Source organism: Aeromonas aquatica (assembly GCF_000764655.1).
GTDB classification, from domain to species: domain Bacteria; phylum Pseudomonadota; class Gammaproteobacteria; order Enterobacterales; family Aeromonadaceae; genus Aeromonas; species Aeromonas aquatica.
Window position 1 is genome coordinate 13,404 of the sequence record NZ_JRGL01000115.1, and the last position, 21,341, is coordinate 34,744.

Genomic DNA, 21,341 nt, shown 5'->3' on the forward strand with positions numbered 1-21,341 from the left:
TTTGTTATCCGTAGTCGTAGCGCTTTATCTCAGGCGAGAGGCAGGTTGAGGCGCAGATCCGCATTCAGGCGCATCAGCAGCCACTGCATGCCGGCGAGGTGCTGGTGGTCGTGGCTGACCAGCAGGCGAACCAGGCCGTCCAGGGTTACCTCCCCATAGCTGCCGTACTGGGCTCGCCGCGTCCAGGCCGAGGGAGGCAGCTCCCTTAGCCAGGAAACTGTCTCGATACGGGCGGCGCGAAAGCGGGCCTGCTGAGTGGCGGGATCCTGCTGGCGGTAGTCGTTATCCAGCGCCAGCTGGTAGCCATCGAGGGAGGCGAGCTGGGGTAAATCCTCATCCAGGGTGCGCCGAAAACGGACCCGATAACCCAGCACCTCGATATCCAGCAGGTGGCAGAGGTGGCCCTGGGCGCTGAAGCGTTCGGAGGGGATGCCGGCCCAGTTGGCTGGTTCCCAGTTCAGATGATCGGCGGGTACCTGGGCCAGCAGTTGTGCGAACTGATCCGGCATGGCCTGCAGGTTGGTGAAGAGATGCATCCTTGTCTCCCGTTCCTTGCGTTAAGCGGGCACCGCCAACTGGCGGTGACCCTTGGGTATTTGCCTCTCTTGCCACGACCAGGGCCAGAGAAGGCCGTTGGCTAGTCGCCGAGGTGCCGCGCGTGGAAGCGCAGATGTCCCTCGATGAAGCTCGCCACGAAGTAGTAGCTGTGGTCGTAACCGGCGTGACGGTTGAGCTCCAGTGGCCACTCTTTGGTCGCGGCGACCTCGGCCAGGGCGTCGATACCGAGTTGCTCGGCGAGGAAGGGATCGTCCAGCCCCACTTCCACCAGGGTCGGCAGTGATTGGCCGTCGTGGTGGCGCAGCAGCTGGCAAGCATCCCACTCCTGCCACAGCAAGGGGTTGTTGCCGAGGTAGGCACCGAGCGCCTTCTGGCCCCAGGGGCAGCGACTCGGGTGGCTGATGGGGCTGAAGGCCGACACCGAGCGGTAGCGACCGGGTTCGCGCAGGGCGGCGATGAGTGCCCCGTGGCCTCCCATGGAGTGGCCGCTGATGGCGCGCCTGGTCGAGACCGGGAAGTGAGTCTCGATGAGCTCGGGCAGCTCCCGGGTGACGTAGTCATACATCTGGTAGTGATCCCGCCAGGGGTGCTGGGTGGCGTTGACGTAGAAACCTGCGCCCATGCCGAGGTCATAGCCGGGATCGTCCGGGATCCCCTCGCCGCGCGGGCTGGTGTCCGGCGCCACCAGGGCGATGCCGAGCTCGGCGGCGATGCGCTGGGCCCCGGATTTCTGCATGAAGTTTTCATCGGTGCAGGTGAGGCCGGAGAGCCAGTAGAGCACGGGCACCTTCTGGCCGGTGAGGGCCTGGGGCGGCAGGTAGATGGCGAAGCGCATCTCGCAGCCGAGCACGGTGGAGGGGTGGCGGTACTGCTTGTGCCAGCCGCCGAAACTCTTGTTGCTGCTGATGATGTCCAGATTCATCGAAGGACTCCTCTGCCCCGCCCATTCATCGATGGGCGGGGCCGTGATGGGATCAGTAATGGATGACGGTGCGGATGCTCTTGCCTTCGTGCATCAGATCGAATGCCTCATTGATCTGCTCGAGCGGCATGGTGTGGGTGATGAAGTCATCGAGACGGAACTCACCCTGCATGTAGCGCTGCACGTAGCTCGGCAATTCGCTGCGACCACGCACGCCGCCGAAGGCGCTGCCGCGCCAGACCCGGCCTGTGACCAGCTGGAACGGACGGGTGCTGATCTCCTGACCGGCGCCGGCCACCCCTATGATGACCGACTCGCCCCAGCCCTTGTGGCAGCACTCGAGCGCGGCGCGCATCACCTTGACGTTGCCGATGCACTCGAAGGAGAAGTCGACGCCGCCGTCGGTCATCTCGACGATCACCTCCTGGATGGGTTTGTCATAGTCGTTCGGGTTGATGCAGTCGGTGGCGCCCAGCTTGCGGGCCAGTTCGAACTTGCTCTCGTTGATGTCGATGGCGATGATGCGGCCAGCCTTGGCCAGACGGGCGCCGATCACGGCGGATAGGCCGATGCCACCCAGTCCGAAGATGGCGACGCTCTCACCCTCTTTGACCTTGGCGGTGTTCATCACGGCGCCTATGCCGGTGGTGACGCCGCAACCCAGCAAACACACCTCTTCCAGCGGGGCGGCCGGATCCACCTTGGCGATGGAGATCTCCGGCAGCACAGTGTATTCGCTGAAGGTGGAGGTGCCCATGTAGTGATAGATGGGCTGGCCATCCTTGGAGAAACGGGTGGTGCCATCCGGCATCAGCCCCTTGCCCTGGGTGGCGCGGATCTTCTGGCACAGGTTGGTCTTGCCGGATTTGCAGAACTTGCACTCGCCGCACTCCGGGGTGTAGAGCGGGATCACGTGATCGCCGACCTTGACGCTGGTGACGCCCGCGCCGACGGACTCGACGATGCCGCCGCCCTCGTGGCCCAGGATGGAGGGGAAGACTCCTTCCGGATCCTCACCGGACAGCGTGAAGGCATCGGTGTGGCAGACGCCGGTGGCGACGATCCGCACCCGCACCTCGCCGGCCTGGGGTGGCATGACCTCGACCTCCTCGATGGAGAGGGGCTGACCCGGGCCCCAGGCGATGGCGGCCTTACACTTGATGCTTTGAACCTGTGCCATGGATGATGTCCTTATGGTGGAGAGTTGAACGGAAATGAGTTCGGACAATCAGTGTAGTTTCCCATCGATTTGGTGATAATAAGGCGAAATATCAAATCACTTTTACAGATAGGTAATAATGTTCGGCTGGGAAGGGATCTGTGAGTTTGTCAGCGTGGCGGAGCAGGGGGGCTTTACCCCGGCGGCGCGCAAGCTGGGGGTGTCGGTGGCTCAGGTCAGCCGTCAGGTGGCGCAGCTGGAGGATCGGCTGCAGGCCAAGCTGCTGCTGCGCACCACTCGTCAGGTGCGGCTCACCGAGCTGGGCGAGATCTATTTTCGCCACTGCCGCCAACTGCTGGACAACCTGTACGAGGCCGAGCTGGCGCTGGGTCGCCATCAGGCGGTGCCGCAGGGTAGCTTGCGTATCACGGCTCCAGTCTCCTACGGCGAAAGCCGCATCGCGCCGCTGGTGAACGACTTCATGGTGCGCTTCCCCCAGCTGGAGGTGACTCTCAACCTCACCAACCAGCTGCTGGATCTGGTGCACGAGGGGTTCGATCTGGCGATCCGGCTCGGCCACCTCAAGGATTCGAGCCTGGTGGCACGCAAGCTGGCCAAGCGGGTGCCCTATGTGTGCGCATCACCGGCCTACACCGCCCGCCACGGTATGCCCAACAGCCTGTCCGAGCTGGCTCGCCACCGCTGTCTGGTGGGCAATGGCGACGAGTGGCACTTCACTCTGGACGGTAAACCCCACAGCGTGCGGGTACGCGGCCTGCTGCACTGCAACAGCGGCCACGCCCTGCTGGACGCGGCGCTCAAGGGGATAGGCATCATCCAGCTGCCGGACTACTACGTCAGCGACCACCTCGCCCGGGGGGAGCTTATCGAGCTGCTGCCGGAGCTGCGGGCGCCGCAGGAGGGGATCTGGGCCCTCTATCCCCACAATCGCCACCTCTCCCCCAAGGTGCGGCTGCTGGTGGACTATCTGGCCGAGCGGCTCAGCGATCCCGCCCAACCCGCCCTGGTGCGCCCCATCGGTTGATGGGGGGCGATACAGGTATAAGAAAGAGGCTTAAATGGGTTGGTAGAATACAAGTATTCACAAATGAATTTTTGTTTCAAGTGAGCCTTTGTTGTTGTAGCCTGTCAAACGCAATAGACCTGCTCATATCGGGTCTTTTTCCTCTTATTGCTAAAGGACAGATAATAATGAAAGGCACGGTTATTGATTTTAATGAATCAGCTCGTACTGGTTTGATTTCTGGGGATGATAGTAATAGATATCAGTTTGACATTATTGAATGGAAAGGGAATCAGCTCCCGAAGAGTGGCTTGAAAGTTGATTTTTCTATTGAAGGCGAGCATGCAAAAGCCATCTATGCCATAGCTTCTAATGCTGGTTCCTCCAAGAAGGTCGCAGCTGCGCTGTTTGCATTTTTCCTTGGCGCATTTGGTGCTCATAAGTTCTATCTGGGTTACACCAAACAAGGTGTAATCATGCTGCTGATATTTCTGCTTGGTTTCATTCTGCTTGGTTTGCCGTCGGTTGTTATCGGGATCATTGCCTTCATCGAATTTGTTGTTTATATCTCCAAGTCGGATGAAGAATTTGAGCAGACCTATATTATCAATAAGAAAGTATGGTTCTAGCCGATAAATTATCCGGCTAATTACAGGTTTGTTGATATGTTGCGCTGATGAAGGAATAACCCGCTCTTTGACAAGGCCGGGTTATTTTTCTATTCAGCCAAGAACATCCTGGATATCTCAAAGAAAAGGCCCGCATTTGCGGGCCTTTCTGTTCTGGGTCGGGAGCGCTATTCCCGTTCCTTGACGTAGGGGGTGCCGAGCGCCTTGGGGGCCACCGCCTTGCCGATGAAGCCGGCCAGCAGGAAGACCGTCAAGATGTAAGGCAGCGCCTCTATCGCCTGCACCGGGATCGGGAAGTCGCCGATGCTGACCCCCTGCAAGCGGATGGCGACGGCGTCGAGGAAGCCGAACAGCAGGCAGGCCGCCATGGCGCTCCAGGGTTTCCACTTGCCGAACACCAGCGCCGCCAACGCCATGAAGCCCTTGCCCGCACTCATGTTCGGGATGAACTGGGCGGTCTGGGCCACGGCCAGGTAGGTACCACCGATACCGGCCAGCAGGCCGCCGATCATCAGCGCGGTGTAGCGCATCCGCACCACCGAGATGCCGGCGGTATCGACTGCGGCCGGAGCCTCGCCCACGGCGCGCAGACGCAGGCCGAAGCGGGTACGGAACAGCACCCACCAGGCCAGCGGCACGGCGGCGAAGGCCACGTACTCCAGCAGGGAGTGACCGCTCAGCAGCTCGCTGTAGAGCTGGCCGATAACCGGCACGTCGTACAGCTCCTTGGCGTAGGGCAGATCGATGGGGGCGAAACGGGCCGCACCGGACAGCGCCGGGGTCTGACCGCCCTGATCGAACCAGTAACGACCGAGGGTGACGGTCAGGCCAGCCGCCAGTATGTTGATGGCCATGCCGCTCACCACCTGATCGCCGCGGTGGGTGATGGTGGAGAAGCCGTGCAACAGGGCGAACAGGACGGAGACACCCACCCCGGCGCCGAGGCCGATCCAGGCCGAGCCGGAGACCGCCGCCGCCGCCGCGCTGGCGAAGGCCGCCGCCAGCAGCTTGCCCTCCAGGGCGATGTTGACCACCCCGGAGCGCTCGCAGAACATCCCTGCCATGGCGGCCAGGATGAGCGGTGGTGCGGTACGGATAGTGGCATCCAGCATCAATATCAGGGTTTCAAACATGGCTTGGGCTCCCTTCAGCGCACAGAACATTCCTGTCATCCATGGCGGCCAGGATCAGCGGCGGTGCGGTACGAATGGTCGCATCCAGCATCAGAATCAATGTTTCGAACATGATGGTCAGGCTCCTTTGACTTGCGCGGCTGAACGGTTGGCGAAGGCCAGATAAGCCTGCTCGATGCGCGGGCGCAGCATGTGCTCAAGGGCGCCACAGAACAGGATCACCAGACCCTGCAGCACCACCACGATGTTGCGATCCACCCCGAATTCGAAGCTGAGCTCGGCGCCGCCCTGATAGAGGAAGCCGAACAGCAGGCTGGCGATGATGACGCCGACCGGGTGGTTGCGCCCCATCAGCGCCACCGCGATACCGGTGAAGCCGAAACCTTCCACGAAGTTGAGCTTGATCTGGTGCAGTTCCCCCTGCAGCACGTTGAGGGCGAAGAAGCCCGCCAGCATGCCGGAGATCACCATGGCCAGGATCACCACCTTGGGATAGGAGATGCCCGCATAGGCGGAGGCACTCTGGCTGGCGCCGACCGAGCGGATCTCGTAACCCCAGCGGGTATGCCAGATGAAGACCCAGACCAGCACCGCACAGATCAGCGCCCAGAAGAAGCTGATGTTCAGCGGGCTGTTGGGCATGGTCACGCCGAAACCGGCCGCCAGCTCACTCATCTTCGGCAGCCAGCTCGCCACGGCGAACACCTTGCTCTCGGTGGCCATGGATCCTGGCGGTTTGAAGACGTCGACCAGTAGGTAGGCCATCAGGGAGGCGGCAATGAAGTTGAACATGATGGTGGTGATGACGATGTGGCTGCCGCGCTTGGCTTGCAGCCAGGCCGGGATGAAGGCCCAGGCCGCACCGAACAGACCGCCGGCGATGATGGCCAGCGGCAGCAACAGCGCGAATGGCAGCACGTCACCGAGCAGCAGACAGACCAGTCCCACGCCGAGGCCGCCGATATAGGCCTGGCCCTCACCGCCGATGTTGAACAGACCGGCGTGGAAGGCCACCGCCACCGCCAGACCGGTGAAGATGAAGCCGGTCGCGTAGTAGAGGGTGAAGCCTATCCCCTCGCCGGTCCCGAAGGCGCCGTACCACATGATGTCGGCGGCATCGAGCGGGTTGATGTCGAGGTAATAGAACAGGATGGCCGACACCAGGAAGGCCAGCAGTATGTTGATCGCGGGCAGCACGCCCACGGAGATCCAGGCAGGAATACGTGTCTGGCTCATGGGCGAGCCTCCTTGGCAATCTCGTCGGGAATGATATTTGCCATCATCAGGCCGATTGTGCGTTCATCCGCCTTGGCGCCGTCCAGCTCCCCGACGATGCGACCGTCGGCGATGACCAGGATCCGGTCCGACAGGCTCATGATCTCGTCCAGCTCAACCGATACCAGCAACACTGCCTTGCCCTTGTCGCGCATGGCGATGATCTGCTGGTGGATGTACTCGATGGCGCCGATGTCGACCCCACGGGTCGGCTGGCCGACCAGCAGCACATCCGGGTCCTGCTCCACCTCACGGGCGATCACCAGCTTCTGCTGGTTGCCGCCGGAGAAGTTCGCGGTCTTGTGGTCGGGATGGGGGGGGCGCACGTCCCACTTGTCCATCTTGGCCTGGCAATCCTGCAGGATCGCGTCCTTGTTCTGCAGCCAGCCCCTGTTGTACTGGGGGCGGCGGTGATAGCCGAGGATGAAGGCCTCTTTCGCCTCGAAGCGATTGATGAGCCCCATCTTGTGCCTGTCTTCCGGAATGTGGCCGAGACCAAAGTTGCGCACCTGCTCCGGGTCGGCCGGTTGGGCCGGATTGACCAGATGCACCTGGCCGCGGCCGGTGATGGTAAAGCTGCCCTTGCTGGGCTTGATGATGCCGCCGAGCAGGCTGAGCAGCTCGGATTGGCCGTTGCCGGAGACCCCGGCGATGCCGACCACTTCCCCTGCCCGCACCTCGAAGCTGACGGACTTGACCCGTTCCACCTTGGCGTCATCGAAGTAGCACAGCCCTTCGACCTTGAGCTTGGCTTCGCCTGGCTGGGCGGTACCCTTGTCGACCTTGAGGCGCACCTTGCGGCCCACCATCAGCTCGGCCAGCTGCTCCTTGTCGGTATCCTTGGTGGCGACGTGGGCCACCATCTCGCCCCGGCGCATGATGGAGACCTGATCCGTGATGGCCAGGATCTCCCGCAGCTTGTGGGTAATGATGATGATGGTTGCGCCCTGATCCCGCAGCTTCTTGAGCACCTCGAACAGGTGATCCGCCTCTTGCGGGGTCAGTACCCCGGTCGGTTCGTCGAGGATAAGGATGCGGGCGCCACGATAGAGCGCCTTGAGGATCTCGACCCGCTGTTGCAGGCCCACCGGCAGATCCTCGACCTTTTCGTGCAGCGGCACCTCGAGACCATAATCCCGTGCCAGCTCGCCGAGCAGCTTCTCGGCCGCCGCCAGGCTCTTGCCCAGATGCCAGCCATTTTCCGCGCCGAGAATGACGTTCTCCAGCACGGTGAAATTGTTCACCAGCATGAAGTGCTGGTGCACCATGCCCACACCTGCGGCGATCGCATCTTGTGAGCCATGGGGCTTGAAGGGGTTGCCGTCGATCAGCATCTCGCCTTTGTCGGCGTGGTAGAAACCGTAGATGATGCTCATCAGAGTCGACTTGCCGGCGCCATTTTCGCCGACGATGCCGTGAATACTGCCTTTCTGAACCTGAAGGTCGATCTGCTTGTTGGCGTACACTTCGCCGAACCGCTTATCGATACCTCTTAATTCGATGGCATAGCGATCTGTCTGATCCATGATTCCGTCCGGTCATGAAATGGGAACTAAAAACCGGCCCCTGTGGGCCGGTCATCAGGTTTGAGCGTAGTAGTGCCGACTCAGTATTTGCAGCTGTTGTCGCTCATGTAGTCATGCACCTTGATCTTGCCGGCGATGATGTCGGCCTTGATGGCATCAACCTTGGCTTTCATTTCCGGCGTGATCAACGCCTTGTTGTTCTCGTCGATGGCCCAATCCACACCACCTTCGGCCAGACCCAGAGTCTGGATACCCGGTTTCCAGGTGCCCTTGGCACCGTCATCCCAAGACTTGTACGCGGCCATGCCAACGTCTTTGACCATGGAGGTCAGCATGGTGCCAGGTTGCAGGTGGTTCTGGTTGGAATCCACGCCGATGGCCAGCTTGCCTTCGTCCTTGGCGGCCTGATAGACACCGATACCGGTACCGCCGGCGGCGGCATAAACCACGTCGGCGCCCTTGGCGAACTGGGACTTGGCCAGTTCCGCACCCTTGGCCGGGTCAGCAAAGGCGGCCGGGGTGGAGCCGGTCATGTTCTGGTATACGTCGATCTTCGGATTGATGTACTTGGCGCCCTGCTCGTAGCCGCACTGGAATTTGCGGATCAGCGGGATGTCCATGCCGCCCACGAAGCCGACCTTGCCGCTCTTGGAGGCGATGGCCGCCAGTGCACCCACCAGGAAGGAACCTTCATGCTCCTTGAAGATGAGGGACTGTACGTTCGGCTTGTCGACCACCATGTCGATGATGGTGAACTGGGTGTTCGGGAACTCGGTGGCGACTTTCTCTACCGCGGAGCCCATGTTGAAGCCGACGGCGACGATGGGACCGTTGCCACGGCTGGCCAGACGGCGCAGGCCCTGCTCACGCTGGGCTTCGTTCTGGGGTTCGAACTCCTTGACCTTGACGCCCTTGTCTTTGTTGTAGACTTCGACGCCGTTGCGGAACACGGCTTCGTTGAACGACTTGTCGAATTTGCCAGCGGTGTCATAGATGACGGCGGGCTCGGAGGCTGCCTGAGCAGAAAGGGCAGCGAGGGTGAAGGCGGCCACGGTGGCCAGCTTGAGCACTTTAGTCACGATCGTATCCTTGATTGTTATGTGAGGGTCCACAACCTGCCTGGGCAGGTCATATAGCACGCTGGCTAACTGTAAGTGAGCCAGTTTGTGGGTCAAGGAGATCATAAAGGAAAAACGTTTGCGTTAACGGTTTGAAATATAAGCAATTTGCTTTATAAGTGTTTGTTTTTGACGTCGTTTTCAGAACTAAATGCTGTGATTAATAGGGTTCAAATGACATTTTTGTTTATATTCATATGGTTGTGCGCAATCGTTTTAATCAAACGGTGAAAAAGGTAGCTTCCATTGACGCCAATTTGTGGCATGGCATCGCCGCCACTTCGGGCCGCACCTGTGCCCCCCGCACGTCGATTTGGTCTCTGGCCGCGCAGGCCGTATAATCGCCGCCTGTATAAATAAACAGGAGTGGTGATGGACGTTTCGACCCTGCTCGACGGGCTCAACGACAAGCAAAGAGATGCCGTTGCGGCGCCCCGCAGCAATCTGCTGGTGCTGGCCGGTGCCGGCTCGGGCAAGACCCGGGTGCTGGTGCACCGTATCGCCTGGCTGATGCAGGTGGAACGCTGCTCACCCTTCTCCATCATCGCCGTGACCTTCACCAACAAGGCCGCCGCCGAGATGCGCGGTCGGGTCGAGAAGGTGATAGGCGACGGCGTACGCGGCATGTGGATCGGCACCTTCCACGGCATAGCCCACCGCCTGCTGCGGGCCCATCATCTGGATGCGGGCCTGCCGCAAGACTTCCAGATCCTCGACTCCGACGATCAGTACCGCCTCATCCGGCGGGTGCTCAAGGCGCTGAATCTCGACGAGAAGCACTGGGCCCCCCGCGCCGTGATGGGCTACATCAACGGCAAGAAGGACGAGGGCTTGCGCCCCGGCGACATCGATCTCTACGGCGACCCCGTCACCCGCACCTATCAGCAGATCTACAAGACCTACCAGGAGACCTGCGATCGCTCCGGTCTGGTGGACTTTGCAGAACTCTTGCTGCGCGCCCACGAGCTGTGGCTGAACAAGCCCCACATCCTCGAGCACTACCGGGATCGCTTCCAGAACATCCTGGTGGACGAGTTCCAGGACACCAACGGCATCCAGTACGCCTGGCTGCGAATGCTGGCAGGGGAGTCCGGCAAGGTGATGATAGTGGGTGACGATGACCAGTCCATCTACGGCTGGCGCGGCGCCAAGATTGAGAACATCCAGCGCTTCCTGACCGATTACCAGGGCGCCGAAACCATTCGCCTCGAACAGAACTACCGCTCCACCGCCAATATCCTGAAAGCCGCCAACTGCGTCATCGCCAACAACTCGGAGCGGCTCGGCAAGGAGCTGTGGACCGAGGGGGCAGAGGGCGACCCGATTTCGCTCTACGCCGCCTTCAACGAGGTGGACGAAGCCCGCTTCGTGGTCGGCCGGCTCAAGGACTGGAAGGAGAAGGGAGGCCTGCTGGCCGATTGCGCCATCCTCTATCGCTCCAACGCCCAGTCCCGGGTGCTGGAAGAGGCGCTGATGCAGGACGCCATGCCGTACCGCATCTACGGCGGCCTGCGCTTCTTCGAGCGCCAGGAAATCAAGGATGCCATGGCCTACCTGCGGCTCATCAACAACAGAGGCGATGACGCCAGCTTCGAGCGGGTCGTCAACACCCCGACCCGGGGTATCGGCGAGCGCACCCTGGAGATCCTGCGTAACAACGCCCGGGATCAGGGGCTCAACCTCTGGCAATCGGCCAGGGTGCTGCTCAACGACAAGGTGCTGACCGGCCGCGCCGGCAACGCGGTGCGCGGTTTTGTGGATCTCATCGACGCGCTGGAGGAGAAGGTCTCCTTATTGCCCCTGCATCAACAGGCGGACATCGCCATCCAGCACTCCGGCCTCAAGGCCATGTATCTGGCCGAAAAAGGGGAGAAATCCCAGGCGCGGGTGGAGAACCTGGACGAGCTGGTGACGGCCTGCCGTCAATACCAGCGGCCGGACGAGCTGGAAGACATGAGCGATCTGTCGGCCTTCCTCGCCCACGCGGCGCTGGAGTCCGGCGAGAATCAGGCGGACGAATACGCCGATGCGGTGCAGCTGATGACGCTGCACAGCGCCAAGGGACTGGAGTTCCCGCTGGTGCTGCTGGTCGGCGTGGAGGAAGGCATGTTCCCCAGCCAGCAATCCACCGAGGAGTCGGGCCGGCTCGAGGAGGAGCGGCGCCTCTGCTACGTGGGCATGACCCGCGCCATGGAGAAGCTCTACATCTGTTATGCCGAGAGCCGCCGCATCTATGGCCGCGAGATGTTCCACAAGCCGAGCCGCTTCATCCGCGAGATGCCCGCCGAGTGTCTGGAAGAGATCCGGCTGCGCACCCAGGTGAGCCGCCCGACCCAGTACGGCCGCTTCAGCCAGAACGAGGTGCAGCAGAGCTTCGACGCCAGCGGCATCAAGCTCGGCCAGCGGGTGCTGCATCCGAAATTCGGGGAAGGCATAGTGCTGAACTTCGAAGGAGTCGGCCCCCAGAGCCGGGTGCAGATCCAGTTCGACGAGGTCGGTGCCAAGTGGCTCGTCACCGCCTATGCCAGATTGGAAACGCTCTGATTTTTCTCGCCTTTTAATAAAACCAACTCGGCTTAGGCTGAGTTGGTTTTTCTCTCTGTGATCAAGGCAGCATTAATTACGCGATCGTCCGAATACGCTTCGCTATTCGAACCTACGATATTGTAAATACACTTTACCATTCATGCCATTTTACAGATTGATGGCAAGTCTTTTCTAATTTCGATGACCACTGCTTTTGTAATTCTCGTTGAAGTTCAACTTTCTTTTTATAGCCCCCATTTGGAGATGGAGCCCTATTACTAGGTGGTGGTGGAACAACAAGGTTGATAGTCTTTATTTCTGGTTTGGGCAGTGCAGATGGCATTCTTGTTTTGTCATCCCAAATAAAAACATAACTTGATGTTGCACCAATAACTGAGAGGCATGGAATCAATTTTTTATTTGTCTCTATGCTGTATCTTGCTGAAAAACCATTTTTTACATCCTCTGCACTATATTTTGATAATGACAGGAGAAAAGCTGTGTAACTAAACAGTCCCAAAAGAACAATCGCGGCCATTAGCAAAGGCCACATTTCAAGAAGAGTAGTGGCATTGGCGAATAATTTTTGTCTAATTACATCAAAGTGTTTTGATATCTTGACTGGTTTATTGTTTGACAAAACCTCAAGCTCACCAAGCGTTTTAAATAAAACATACAAAACAATAGGGACGATTATAAATAACTGAGAGATCAATATCAGTTCTATAACTAAACCTTGGTATAGAGCCACTTGATAAAGGTCAGATACCCCCCCAAAGATGAAGAAATCAAGCCCGAAATTATTAAAATATGATGTGACAATAAAATAGCAGAACGATGTAAAGACAAGCACACTAAAAGTTGATAATGCGATGCTGTGATTCTGATAGAAAAACATAGTTCTTTTAATTGCCGACACACATTTTTGTAGAAAGTTTGCAACCATTCTTTTCCCCAACAGCGTTCGATTTCATGTTCAAACTAAATAACCAAACCAGTTTATCCCAGAGCCATAGTCTCGAATAGACTGTAGGTTCGATTAGCGAAGCGTAATCGGACGTTCGCGTAATTGGACGCGTATTCTGACGTTCGAAGGTTATGGCAATCGTCTTTTCGATCATTCGCAAAGGCACAACCCTTGAGAGGTTTACTCCAATCCCCCCAACACCCCATCCACCGACCCGCACCAATCCTGCGGATAGATGCCACTCGCCACATAACGATGAAAGGTGGAATACGGCCAATCGGCCACCCGTGTGACATGACCATGCTTGAGGGGGTTGATATGGACGGAAACCTAGGACACCCACCTTTCTGAGCAAGCCGTAGCAAGGCTGGTGATGTGGTGATGTGGTGATGTGGTGATGGATGGTTGGCTCAGGGGCTGGAGTTGGAGCAACAAGGTGACGGTTCGAAAAACCTGGGACACCCACCTTTCTGAGCAAGCCGTAGCAAGGCTGGTGATGGGGTGATGGATGGTTGGCTCAAGGGCTGGAGTTGGAGCAGCAAGGTGACGGTTCTAGCCTAAAAAGCCTCTTATTTTCAGGCAACGTCATGCCCGGCATCGGATGACATACCGGGGTGTGATATGAAGCGGGACTAGCGATTCAAAGGGGCGGCTGGTGACATCGCCGTTGGCCGCAGTGCTGTGCGAACAGTTGGCAATGCGCCCTGTCACCCACAGCTCTGATGCCTTGCCGCCGAAACATCGTCACTTGTCGCAACCATTGTGCGGTATCAAGGCCAAGTCGTTGCAGGATGGGGGCAAGGTGAGCCGAAATATGGCCCCGTTTGTCGGTTCTGATGGCTCGTCCTGTCCAGTCGACCAGCGTCAGATACTCGGTAAAGAGGTAGGGCAGGCCATCTGAATCACTTCTGCTGGAGAACGGCAGCAACAGAGGTGGCAATGGTGCTGCGGGTTTTTGGTCAGCGAGGCGCTGTTTAATGCTCGTGTAATCACTCTCTTCCGGTCTGTCGGCAATCGCTGCCCGTATCGGATTGAGGTCAACGTAGGCCATGCAGGCCAGCAGGGCTGACTCGGTGAGCAAGGCCTGACTTTTGAAGCGTCCTTCCCAGAAATGGCCCTTGCAACCATCCTCCTGATTGGCCTGGCGGGCCAGGTTTTCATTGAGCAACCGAACAAACCAGCTGATGGAATGCAGCCGCTCACGCCATTGGGCTATTAGCTGTTGTACGACCATCAGCTCCGGTTCAATCAGGGATTCTCCTTGATACCAGCGCCGCACCAGCAGGGGCCACTGAAACAGTGCCGCCCAACGCTCGGCCACTTCCTGCTCACTCCAGCGGGTGGCGATATCTAGTTCAACCTTGAGCACCAGATGATAGTGATTGTTCATCACCGCATAGGCGCAGACGCCGATGGCAAACAGCCGTGACAACTGTCCCAGCTTGTCTACCACCCATTGGCGCCTGTGCTCGTAACTCTGGCCGGAATGGGTATCTTCACCGCACAAGAAGGCCCGCCGCACGCAGCGACTGACCACATGGTAGTAAGGCGTATCTTGCAAACTGATTTGACGGGAACGGGCAATGGTCATGGCAACCTCCTGCTATCACTCCTTCAGTCAAGAACAGGGGTAAGACGCTGTCAAAAAGGTGGGTGTCCCAATATGCAGTCCGATTACGCTTCGCTAATCGAACCTACAACCCCTGCAATGGTCGCCATAACCTGTCGCGGATCACGTTCGCCCCCTGGGCTTTTTATCGCCATGGGCTCGAACCGGAAAAGGGATGCGTTATAGTGGGGGCCGCTCGTGCACATCCGCCTTCAACCAACCGAGAACGCACCATGAACCGTGATATTGCCGCCCAGTTTATCAAGATGCTGACCAACCTCGACCAGTGTCTGGCCAAGGCCGAGGCCCATGCCGAAGGGAAGAAGTTCAACGTGGACAACTTCTTCAATGAACGCCTCATCGTCGACATGCTGCCCTTCTCCAAGCAGGTGCTGATCTGCTGCGACAGCGCCCGTGCCGTCATCGCCACCGCCAGCCACAGCGAGTTGCCGGCCATGGGGGACGATCCCAAGACCATGGCGGATCTGCGCGCCCACATCCAGCGCAGCATCGCCTTCCTGCAGAGCAAGCTGGAGGCCGACTTCAGCCAGTATGCGAGCGGCCAGTACTTCCCCTACTGGGCCGGTGGCAAGAGCATGGACGGTCACACTTGTGTTCATGAGTACGGTATCCCGAACTTCTATTTCCACCTGACCATGGCCTATGCGCTGCTGCGCCAGGCTGGTGTGAATCTCGGCAAGGGGGATTATCTGGGTGGCCTGAACCTGCGATAAGCCCGGGTTCCTCAAACAAAGAGCCTGCCAATCGGCAGGCTCTTTGCCTTTCGGGGCCTGGCTAGCGCAGAGGCGCGGACTATTCGTTCGGGATCTCGGGCTCCACCAGGGCGAGCAGCTGGGTCAGGGACTCCTGCCAGCCGAGGTAGCACATCTCCACCGGGATGACCGCCGGGATCCCCGCCTGCTCGATGGCGAGATCGGTGCCGCACAGCACCGGAGTCAGGGTAATGGTCACCCGCATCTCCCCCGGCAGGCCGGGGGCGTCGAAACTGTCGGTGTAGCGAATGCGCTCCCCCGGCACCAGTTCGAGGTACTCGCCGCCGAAGGAGTGGGAGTGGCCGGTGCCGAAGTTGGTGAACGCCATGCGGAAGGTACCGCCGACGCGTGCCTCCAGATGCGCCACCTTGCAGGTGAAGCCATGGGGTGGCAGCCACTTGGCCAGCGCATCCGCCTCGATAAAGGCCCGATAGACCCGCATCGGCGGCGCCTTGACTACCCTGTGCAGCCGCACTGTTCCTGTCGTCATGATGGATTCCTCCTGAGTGGTTTCGGACCAAGGATAGTCGCCAATGCCGGGATCGATCGGCGGCAGCGTCCCCCTGATCGAATGGAAAAAGAGAGGGAGGCGCTGGCCTCCCTCTGCTCGTCACCTATCTCGCCGCATCAGCCGCCCAGGGCTATGGTGGCCAGCACGATGGCGACGCCCGCCGCGGCGAAGAGCACGCCGACCAGCCAGGGGCGCGGCGAGCCGGCGTAGCGGGCCAGGCCACGGCCGATCAGCATCAGCATCAACAGGGCGATGGCGTGGGAGAGGCGCAAGGCCGGCACCGGATCCTGGAGGAACATGAAGGGCAGCAACACGGGGAAGGTGGAGAGGAACACCATCAGGAAGACCCCCAGGCTGTTAAGCAGATCGTTCCAGCGGAAGATGCGGCTCTGGCTCAATTCGGGGCGTTGCCGCAGGCGCGATTGCCAGTCAGCGAGCTCATTGTCGCGGCAGATGGTCGCCAGCGGGTCGGGCAGGGCATCCCGCAGCGCCGCTATGCCCCGGTTGTCACCCGGCGGTAAGCTGTGCAGCTGTTGCAGCAGCCGCAGGGCGCGGGCCCGCTCGGTCAGAGTGGTGATGAGGTAGACGATGGCGTCGATCATGCCCCAGGCGATGTTGCAGCCGATGCCGGCGATCAGCAGGTCCTTGATCTCGGCCCGTCCTGCCTCGAAGGCGTTGAAGCAACCGGTGAAGGTCAGCACCATCAGCAGGCCGAACAGGATCTCGGAGTAGCGGGAGATGGGGTCGATGGGGGAAAAACGGGGTTGGTTCATGATGCGACCCATAGATGATGTTGATGACATTATCATGGGTCGAGTTCCGGGCATGTTCAAGGCGATCGCGCACGCCAGTAAGCAGCCATCCAGCTTGGTGGCGAGAAACCCGCAGCCCGGATAAACAGGGGCCTGCAGCGCGATAGCCTATTGAAACTAGGTGATCCGGTTGACCCCTGAATGGGCGGAGGCAGGGGCTTGTCGAGCGAGCTGGGTCTCTCTTGTATCTGCGTCTGATTTCTTCGCTAACCGAGTGATTTTTCGATGGATCTGCAAGGAGTTGATCAAGGTAGAGGTTATTGTCGGCGTTCGCTCATATAATCGCCGCCATGCAAGCGACTCGGAAGGATTCGATGATACAGCTGATGGCGGCCCTGTTCGGGTTGTTTTACGCCTGTCTGACCTGGGCGGCGCCCGTTCCCCCGCTCGCCACACCGGCCAGCCCCTTCGTGAGCCAGGCCAGCATGGAGCCGCTGCTCTCCTGGTTCACCGGCGAGTTCTCCAGCCAGGAGCAGGCCAGCTACGACAAGCGTTTCACCAGTGCCGAGCTGCGACTGGTGGAGATCTGGCCCGGCTACGGCGGCTTTCGCTGGGTCTATGCGGAACAGTTCCTGACCGAGCGGGCGGTGCGGCCGTTTCGCCAACGCATCTACCGTTTCTCCCCGCTGCCGGATGGCCGCATCCTGATGGCCGAGCTGACCATGCCCAGAGCCATCGATTTCGCTGGCGCCTGGCGCAAACCGGAGTTGCTCGATTCCCTCACCCCGCCACAACTCTCCTTGCGCGAGGGTTGCGAGATCTGGCTGAGCCGCCAACCCTCCGGGGAATACGCGGGCCACAGCAAGGTCGGCAGCTGCGCCACCAATTTCGGCGGCGCCAGCACCCTGGTGCAATACCTCTGGATCGGTCCCAACAGCGTCAGGCTGCTGGACAGAGCCTATGACAACGATGCCCATCAGCGCTGGGGCAGCCCGGGCGAGGGTTATGTCTATCAGCGAAGGGTGAAGCAGCGCGGTGAATAAGCGCTCAGGCGGGCAGATCCAGCTCGTGGCGGTGGTCGCTGAGGTAGTCTATCAGCAGCCGTAGCCGTAGCGGCATGGGCTCTCTCGCCGGATAAAGCATGTTGACCGGGCGTGGATCGGGCAGGGCATCTGGCAGTATCTCCAGCAGGGCACCACTTTTGATCTCGTCGATCAGCAGGGCGCGCGGCTGCAGCACTATGCCCGCGTGATGCAGCGCGGCCACCTTGAGGGCGCTGCCGTTATTGCTGATGAACTGGCTGTCCCACAGATGCAGGTGCTCGAGGGAAAACGCCTCCGCCAGGCTGGATTGCGTCAGCCAGGGGGCGAAGCCCAGGCAGCGGTGACGAGCCAGATCAGTGAGTTCCTGCGGGGTGCCGTGCCGTTGCAGATAGTGCGGCGAGGCGCAGAACACCGAGGCCGAGCAGGTCAGCGGACGGGCTATGTAGGCGGCATCCTTGGGGGTGCCGACCCGGAAGATGAGGTCAAAGCCGTCGCCAATCACATCGACCAGCCGATCGCAGAGATCCAGCTCGATGCGGATCTGCGGATAGCGCGCCATGAAGTCGCACAACAAGGGCGTCAGCCGATGGTAATGGGGGCATTGATGCGGATCTTGCCCGCCGCCTGGCCGGTGTGGGCCAAGGTGTTCTGCTCCAGCTCCCGATAGTGCTGCAGCAGGTTCTGACAGCCGCCTAGGTACTCTCTGCCCGCTTCGGTCAGGCTCTGGCAGCGGGTATTGCGGTTGAGCAGGCGGGAGCCGACACTGGTCTCCAGCCACTTGATGTATTTGCCGATCATGGCCGGCGTCATCTCGAATCGCTCCGCCACGGCACTGAAGCTGCCCGCGCGGGCGACTGCGACGAAGATCTCGATGGCGGTCAGGCGATCCACTCTAAACTCCTGGTTTATAAAGCCGAGCGCCACTATGTCTGGCTGGCGGAGCGGCTGTCAATATACTGGGCGGCATCAAACGAAGATGGAATGTGCCCATGAGCCTCGACTATTACGCCCTCTACCTGCTACTCGCCGTCGGCACCGTGCTCAGCCCCGGCCCGGCGGTGATCTACACCATAGGCAACACCCTGACCCGGGGGACCCGCCATGCCATTGCCGGTTTCATCGGGGTGGCGGTGGGGATCCTGCTGGTGGCGACCCTGGCCTCGCTGGCGGTGCTCTGGTTTACCCACTGGCTGGCCGCGGGCCAGCAGATCCTCACCCTGGGGGGCGCCCTCTACCTGCTCTATCTCGGGATAAACTCCTGGCGCCGGCGCGCGGTCAGTCAACTGGTGAGCACGCCGAGCGATCGGGACTGCGGGCGCAGCTTCCTCAAGGGGGCGCTCATCAGCCTGCTCAATCCCAAGGCGATCATCTTCTTCACCAGCCTGTTTCCCCAGTTCATCGACTTTCGCCAGGGGGCCCTTGGCCAGTGCATGCTGCTGGCACTGACCTTCAGCGCCGTGGTGCTGGTAGTACACGGCGGTTACTGCCTGGTGTTTCGCTGGGTGGGGTTGCAGGGCTATGGCGAGCGCTTCGCCAGAGGGATCAACCGGATGTCGGCCGTGATGTTTACCGGCTTTGCCCTGTTATTGCTGATCAGGGCGCTCGGCTAAGGGGAAGTTGGAGCAGGAGGGAGACCCTGCTACCGAGAGATTACGGGATGACGCTGGGTGCCGGCGTCATCCCGTGCTTGCATCAGAGCCTGAACAACGGCCGCAGGCGAATGCCGATCAGGCTGCCGCCGAGGGCCATCAGCATCCAAACCCAGCCGTGCAGGCTGCCGGACGCGGTGCCATCGAAGAAGCCGCCGAGGTTGCAGGCGCTGTACATGGCCCCCATCCCCATCAGCAGGCCGCCGATGATGGATGCCAGGCTGTTGCCGAGCCGCATCGGGGCGAAGTTGCCGCCACCGCTGATGCAGCGCGCGAGCATGGCCCCCAGGATCCCGAGCCAGAACATGCCGACCATGGGGTTGATGAACAGCGGCTGGGCCAGTTTCGGGTTCCCCTCGAACAGGCCGAACAGGGAGGCGCCGCGCAGCGCCATATCATAGACGGCGCCGGTGATGGTCCAGGCCGAGCCGTGCAGGGCGACCACGGCGGAGTTGAGCAGGGCGATGAGGATGCCGCCGGTCAGCACGGTGAAGCGGCCATCGCGCCAGAACAGATTGCCACCGCTGAAGATCGGCTTGAGCTCACCGGTGCGCTTCAGTTCACTCCTGCGAAACAGCGCGAAGAGTACGGCAACCAGCGCCAGGTTGAGCAGCATGCCGCTCCAGATATTGCCGGTCAGATCCTTGGCCAATACCACCTGGCTGGAGAAGGTGGCGTCCAGGGTGGGCCGGAACTGGTTGCTGATCAGGGTGCCGATGCCGTAGCAGACCAGCACCAGCCAGAAGCGGGGCTGCCCCTCGCCGCAGCAGTAGAGGGTACCGGTGGCGCACACCCCCGCCAGCTGCATGCCGATGCCGAACAGGAAGGCGCCGACGATGAAGGGCACGCCGATGGCCATGACGTTACCCACCATGGCATCGCCAAACAGGGCGTGAGTGAAGGAGAGGAAGCAGGTGAACAGCAGAATTTCGATGGCGATGGTAAGCAGGTGAATCCGCACATAGTAGCTGTTGCGCTTGGTCAGCATCTCGCGCCAACCGAACACGATGCCGAAGCGGCTGAAGGAGAGGGTGAAGCCGAAGCCGAATCCGATGAGGGCCATCAGGGCCCATTTCATGCCGAAGTTGCTGCCGAGCCAGAACAAAGCTCCCCCCGCGAGTGCCACGATGGGGAGCGACCATTGTCGAGTCATGCCGATACGTCCATAACGTTATTGTGGTGAAGGCGTGCATCCTAATCCCACAATGAGTCCGACGCCAGCCCGCTCGGGGGCAAACTCGCGGTCAGGGCCCGGTCAGGACCTCAGACAAAGGCGCTCGCCTCGACGGCCAACTCGGCCAGGATGGAGAGACTGGGCTGGTGAGACCAAACAGCAGGCCGGTGACCCACCGTGGCTGGCCAAGCAGTCCATCCATCTCAGGCCAGCAGTGGCTGCGCCAGATCCACCAGGATGGAGAGGCTGACGGCACCGAACAGCAGGCCGGTGACCATATTGAGGGGACGCTGCACCCGGCCGAGCAGGTGCTGGGCCCGTGCGGTGGAGAGGCTCCAGGCCAGCAGCCCGAACCAGGCCAGGGAGAGCAGGAACAGCTCCAGGATCAGCAGGCCACGGGTCAGGCCGTCCACCTGGGGTGTCACCATGGCCGCCAGCAATCCCATGAAGAACAGCAGTGCCTTGGGATTGAGCAGATTGGTGGCCAGCCCGCTCTTGATGCCCTTGCGCCAGCCCTGGCGCTCTTCGCCCGCCTTGAAAGCTTGCCCCGCAGCGCCCTGCCAGGCGCCCTTGAGTGCCCCCCAACCGAGCCAGCCCAGATAGAGGGCGCCCACTATCTTCACCACCATGAACAGCCAGGGTTGGCTCGCGATCAGCAGGCTGATGCCGGTGAGGCTTAAAGTCGCGTGCAACAAGATGGCGAGCGCGATGCCGAGCGCCGCCCCGAGGGCCGTGGGGCGATGCAGGCTGGTGCGCAGGATCAGCGCGAAGTCGGGGCCCGGGCTCGCCAGGGCGATCAGATGGATGAGACCTATGGTCAGGAACAGGCTGGTGAACATGAGATACCTCGATGACAAGATGAGGTTGCAGCATGAGGGATAGAGGCGGGGATTGGCTTGTAAAAGATTGCACCCCGGGTTGTCCATGTTCGGCTGCACTAGCCTGTCAGAGATAGCACCTTGTCGCAGTGTTTAGTGTTGTTTTGTTTGTGTT

Annotated in this window: 19 protein-coding genes and 1 pseudogene; 6 read left to right on the top strand and 14 right to left on the bottom strand. The window is 60.3% G+C overall.

The window, feature by feature from the left end; all coding sequences use genetic code 11:
- Positions 1–29: 29 nt before the first annotated feature.
- The 3 genes from LG30_RS0114245 to LG30_RS0114255 form a co-directional block, all read right to left on the bottom strand.
- Positions 30–536 (bottom strand): DinB family protein, encoded by a 507-nt coding sequence (locus tag LG30_RS0114245; RefSeq protein ID WP_033131360.1) that lies wholly within the window; start codon positions 534–536, stop codon positions 30–32.
- Positions 537–637: 101 nt separating this feature from the next.
- Positions 638–1,480, bottom strand: a complete 843-nt coding sequence (gene fghA / locus LG30_RS0114250; protein ID WP_033131361.1) for an S-formylglutathione hydrolase — start codon at positions 1,478–1,480, stop codon at positions 638–640.
- A gap of 52 nt (positions 1,481–1,532) precedes the next feature.
- A complete protein-coding gene (locus LG30_RS0114255; RefSeq protein ID WP_033131362.1) occupies positions 1,533–2,660 on the bottom strand; it encodes an S-(hydroxymethyl)glutathione dehydrogenase/class III alcohol dehydrogenase in 1,128 nt (375 codons plus the stop codon).
- A 118-nt stretch (positions 2,661–2,778) separates the two neighbouring features.
- Between LG30_RS0114255 and LG30_RS0114260 the strand changes: the two genes are divergently transcribed.
- A complete protein-coding gene (locus tag LG30_RS0114260) occupies positions 2,779–3,684 on the top strand; it encodes a LysR substrate-binding domain-containing protein (RefSeq protein ID WP_033131363.1) in 906 nt (301 codons plus the stop codon).
- Between the two features lie 167 nt (positions 3,685–3,851).
- Positions 3,852–4,292: a TM2 domain-containing protein gene (locus LG30_RS0114265; protein ID WP_033131364.1), complete on the top strand. Its 441-nt coding sequence runs from the start codon at positions 3,852–3,854 to the stop codon at positions 4,290–4,292.
- Positions 4,293–4,459: 167 nt separating this feature from the next.
- Here LG30_RS0114265 and LG30_RS0114270 read toward each other — a convergent pair whose 3' ends face one another.
- The 4 genes from LG30_RS0114270 to LG30_RS0114285 form a co-directional block, all read right to left on the bottom strand.
- Positions 4,460–5,425 (bottom strand): ABC transporter permease, encoded by a 966-nt coding sequence (locus LG30_RS0114270; RefSeq protein ID WP_033131412.1) that lies wholly within the window; start codon positions 5,423–5,425, stop codon positions 4,460–4,462.
- Between the two features lie 117 nt (positions 5,426–5,542).
- A complete protein-coding gene (locus tag LG30_RS0114275) occupies positions 5,543–6,661 on the bottom strand; it encodes an ABC transporter permease (RefSeq protein WP_033131365.1) in 1,119 nt (372 codons plus the stop codon).
- Positions 6,658–8,226: an ABC transporter ATP-binding protein gene (locus LG30_RS0114280; protein ID WP_033131366.1), complete on the bottom strand. Its 1,569-nt coding sequence runs from the start codon at positions 8,224–8,226 to the stop codon at positions 6,658–6,660. Before LG30_RS0114280 ends, LG30_RS0114275 begins: the two co-directional genes overlap by 4 nt.
- A gap of 80 nt (positions 8,227–8,306) precedes the next feature.
- Positions 8,307–9,305 carry a BMP family lipoprotein gene (locus LG30_RS0114285; RefSeq protein ID WP_033131367.1) on the bottom strand — a complete coding sequence of 333 codons (999 nt, stop codon included), beginning with the start codon at positions 9,303–9,305 and terminating at the stop codon, positions 8,307–8,309.
- 411 nt (positions 9,306–9,716) lie between these two features.
- Here LG30_RS0114285 and uvrD point away from each other — a divergent pair, with 411 nt between their 5' ends.
- Positions 9,717–11,888: a DNA helicase II gene (gene uvrD, locus LG30_RS0114290; RefSeq protein WP_033131368.1), complete on the top strand. Its 2,172-nt coding sequence runs from the start codon at positions 9,717–9,719 to the stop codon at positions 11,886–11,888.
- 133 nt (positions 11,889–12,021) lie between these two features.
- Here uvrD and LG30_RS22145 read toward each other — a convergent pair whose 3' ends face one another.
- Positions 12,022–12,816, bottom strand: a complete 795-nt coding sequence (locus LG30_RS22145) for a hypothetical protein (protein ID WP_152599294.1) — start codon at positions 12,814–12,816, stop codon at positions 12,022–12,024.
- Positions 12,817–13,477: 661 nt separating this feature from the next.
- Complete coding sequence (locus LG30_RS0114295; protein ID WP_033131369.1) at positions 13,478–14,428, bottom strand: transposase; 951 nt, start codon at positions 14,426–14,428, stop codon at positions 13,478–13,480.
- A 251-nt stretch (positions 14,429–14,679) separates the two neighbouring features.
- Between LG30_RS0114295 and LG30_RS0114300 the strand changes: the two genes are divergently transcribed.
- Positions 14,680–15,180 carry a DUF1993 domain-containing protein gene (locus LG30_RS0114300; protein ID WP_033131370.1) on the top strand — a complete coding sequence of 167 codons (501 nt, stop codon included), beginning with the start codon at positions 14,680–14,682 and terminating at the stop codon, positions 15,178–15,180.
- Between the two features lie 79 nt (positions 15,181–15,259).
- Here LG30_RS0114300 and LG30_RS0114305 read toward each other — a convergent pair whose 3' ends face one another.
- Both LG30_RS0114305 and LG30_RS0114310 read right to left on the bottom strand, forming a co-directional pair.
- Positions 15,260–15,709, bottom strand: a complete 450-nt coding sequence (locus tag LG30_RS0114305; protein ID WP_033131371.1) for an SRPBCC family protein — start codon at positions 15,707–15,709, stop codon at positions 15,260–15,262.
- Positions 15,710–15,846: 137 nt separating this feature from the next.
- Entirely contained in the window at positions 15,847–16,503 is a 657-nt protein-coding gene (locus LG30_RS0114310; protein WP_033131413.1) for a VIT1/CCC1 transporter family protein, read from the bottom strand.
- A 353-nt stretch (positions 16,504–16,856) separates the two neighbouring features.
- On the opposite strand from LG30_RS0114310, the gene LG30_RS0114315 reads away from it, so the two are divergent.
- A complete protein-coding gene (locus LG30_RS0114315; protein WP_033131372.1) occupies positions 16,857–17,525 on the top strand; it encodes a chromophore lyase CpcT/CpeT in 669 nt (222 codons plus the stop codon).
- Between the two features lie 4 nt (positions 17,526–17,529).
- Here the strand turns inward: LG30_RS0114315 and LG30_RS22930 are convergent.
- Positions 17,530–18,416, bottom strand: a pseudogene (locus LG30_RS22930) (LysR substrate-binding domain-containing protein).
- Between the two features lie 98 nt (positions 18,417–18,514).
- On the opposite strand from LG30_RS22930, the gene LG30_RS0114325 reads away from it, so the two are divergent.
- A complete protein-coding gene (locus LG30_RS0114325; RefSeq protein ID WP_033131373.1) occupies positions 18,515–19,135 on the top strand; it encodes a LysE family translocator in 621 nt (206 codons plus the stop codon).
- An 82-nt stretch (positions 19,136–19,217) separates the two neighbouring features.
- On the opposite strand, the gene LG30_RS0114330 is transcribed toward LG30_RS0114325, so the two are convergent.
- Complete coding sequence (locus LG30_RS0114330; protein WP_238566437.1) at positions 19,218–20,327, bottom strand: YeeE/YedE thiosulfate transporter family protein; 1,110 nt, start codon at positions 20,325–20,327, stop codon at positions 19,218–19,220.
- Positions 20,328–20,551: 224 nt separating this feature from the next.
- Complete coding sequence (locus tag LG30_RS0114335; protein ID WP_033131374.1) at positions 20,552–21,187, bottom strand: LysE family translocator; 636 nt, start codon at positions 21,185–21,187, stop codon at positions 20,552–20,554.
- Positions 21,188–21,341 lie beyond the last annotated feature (154 nt).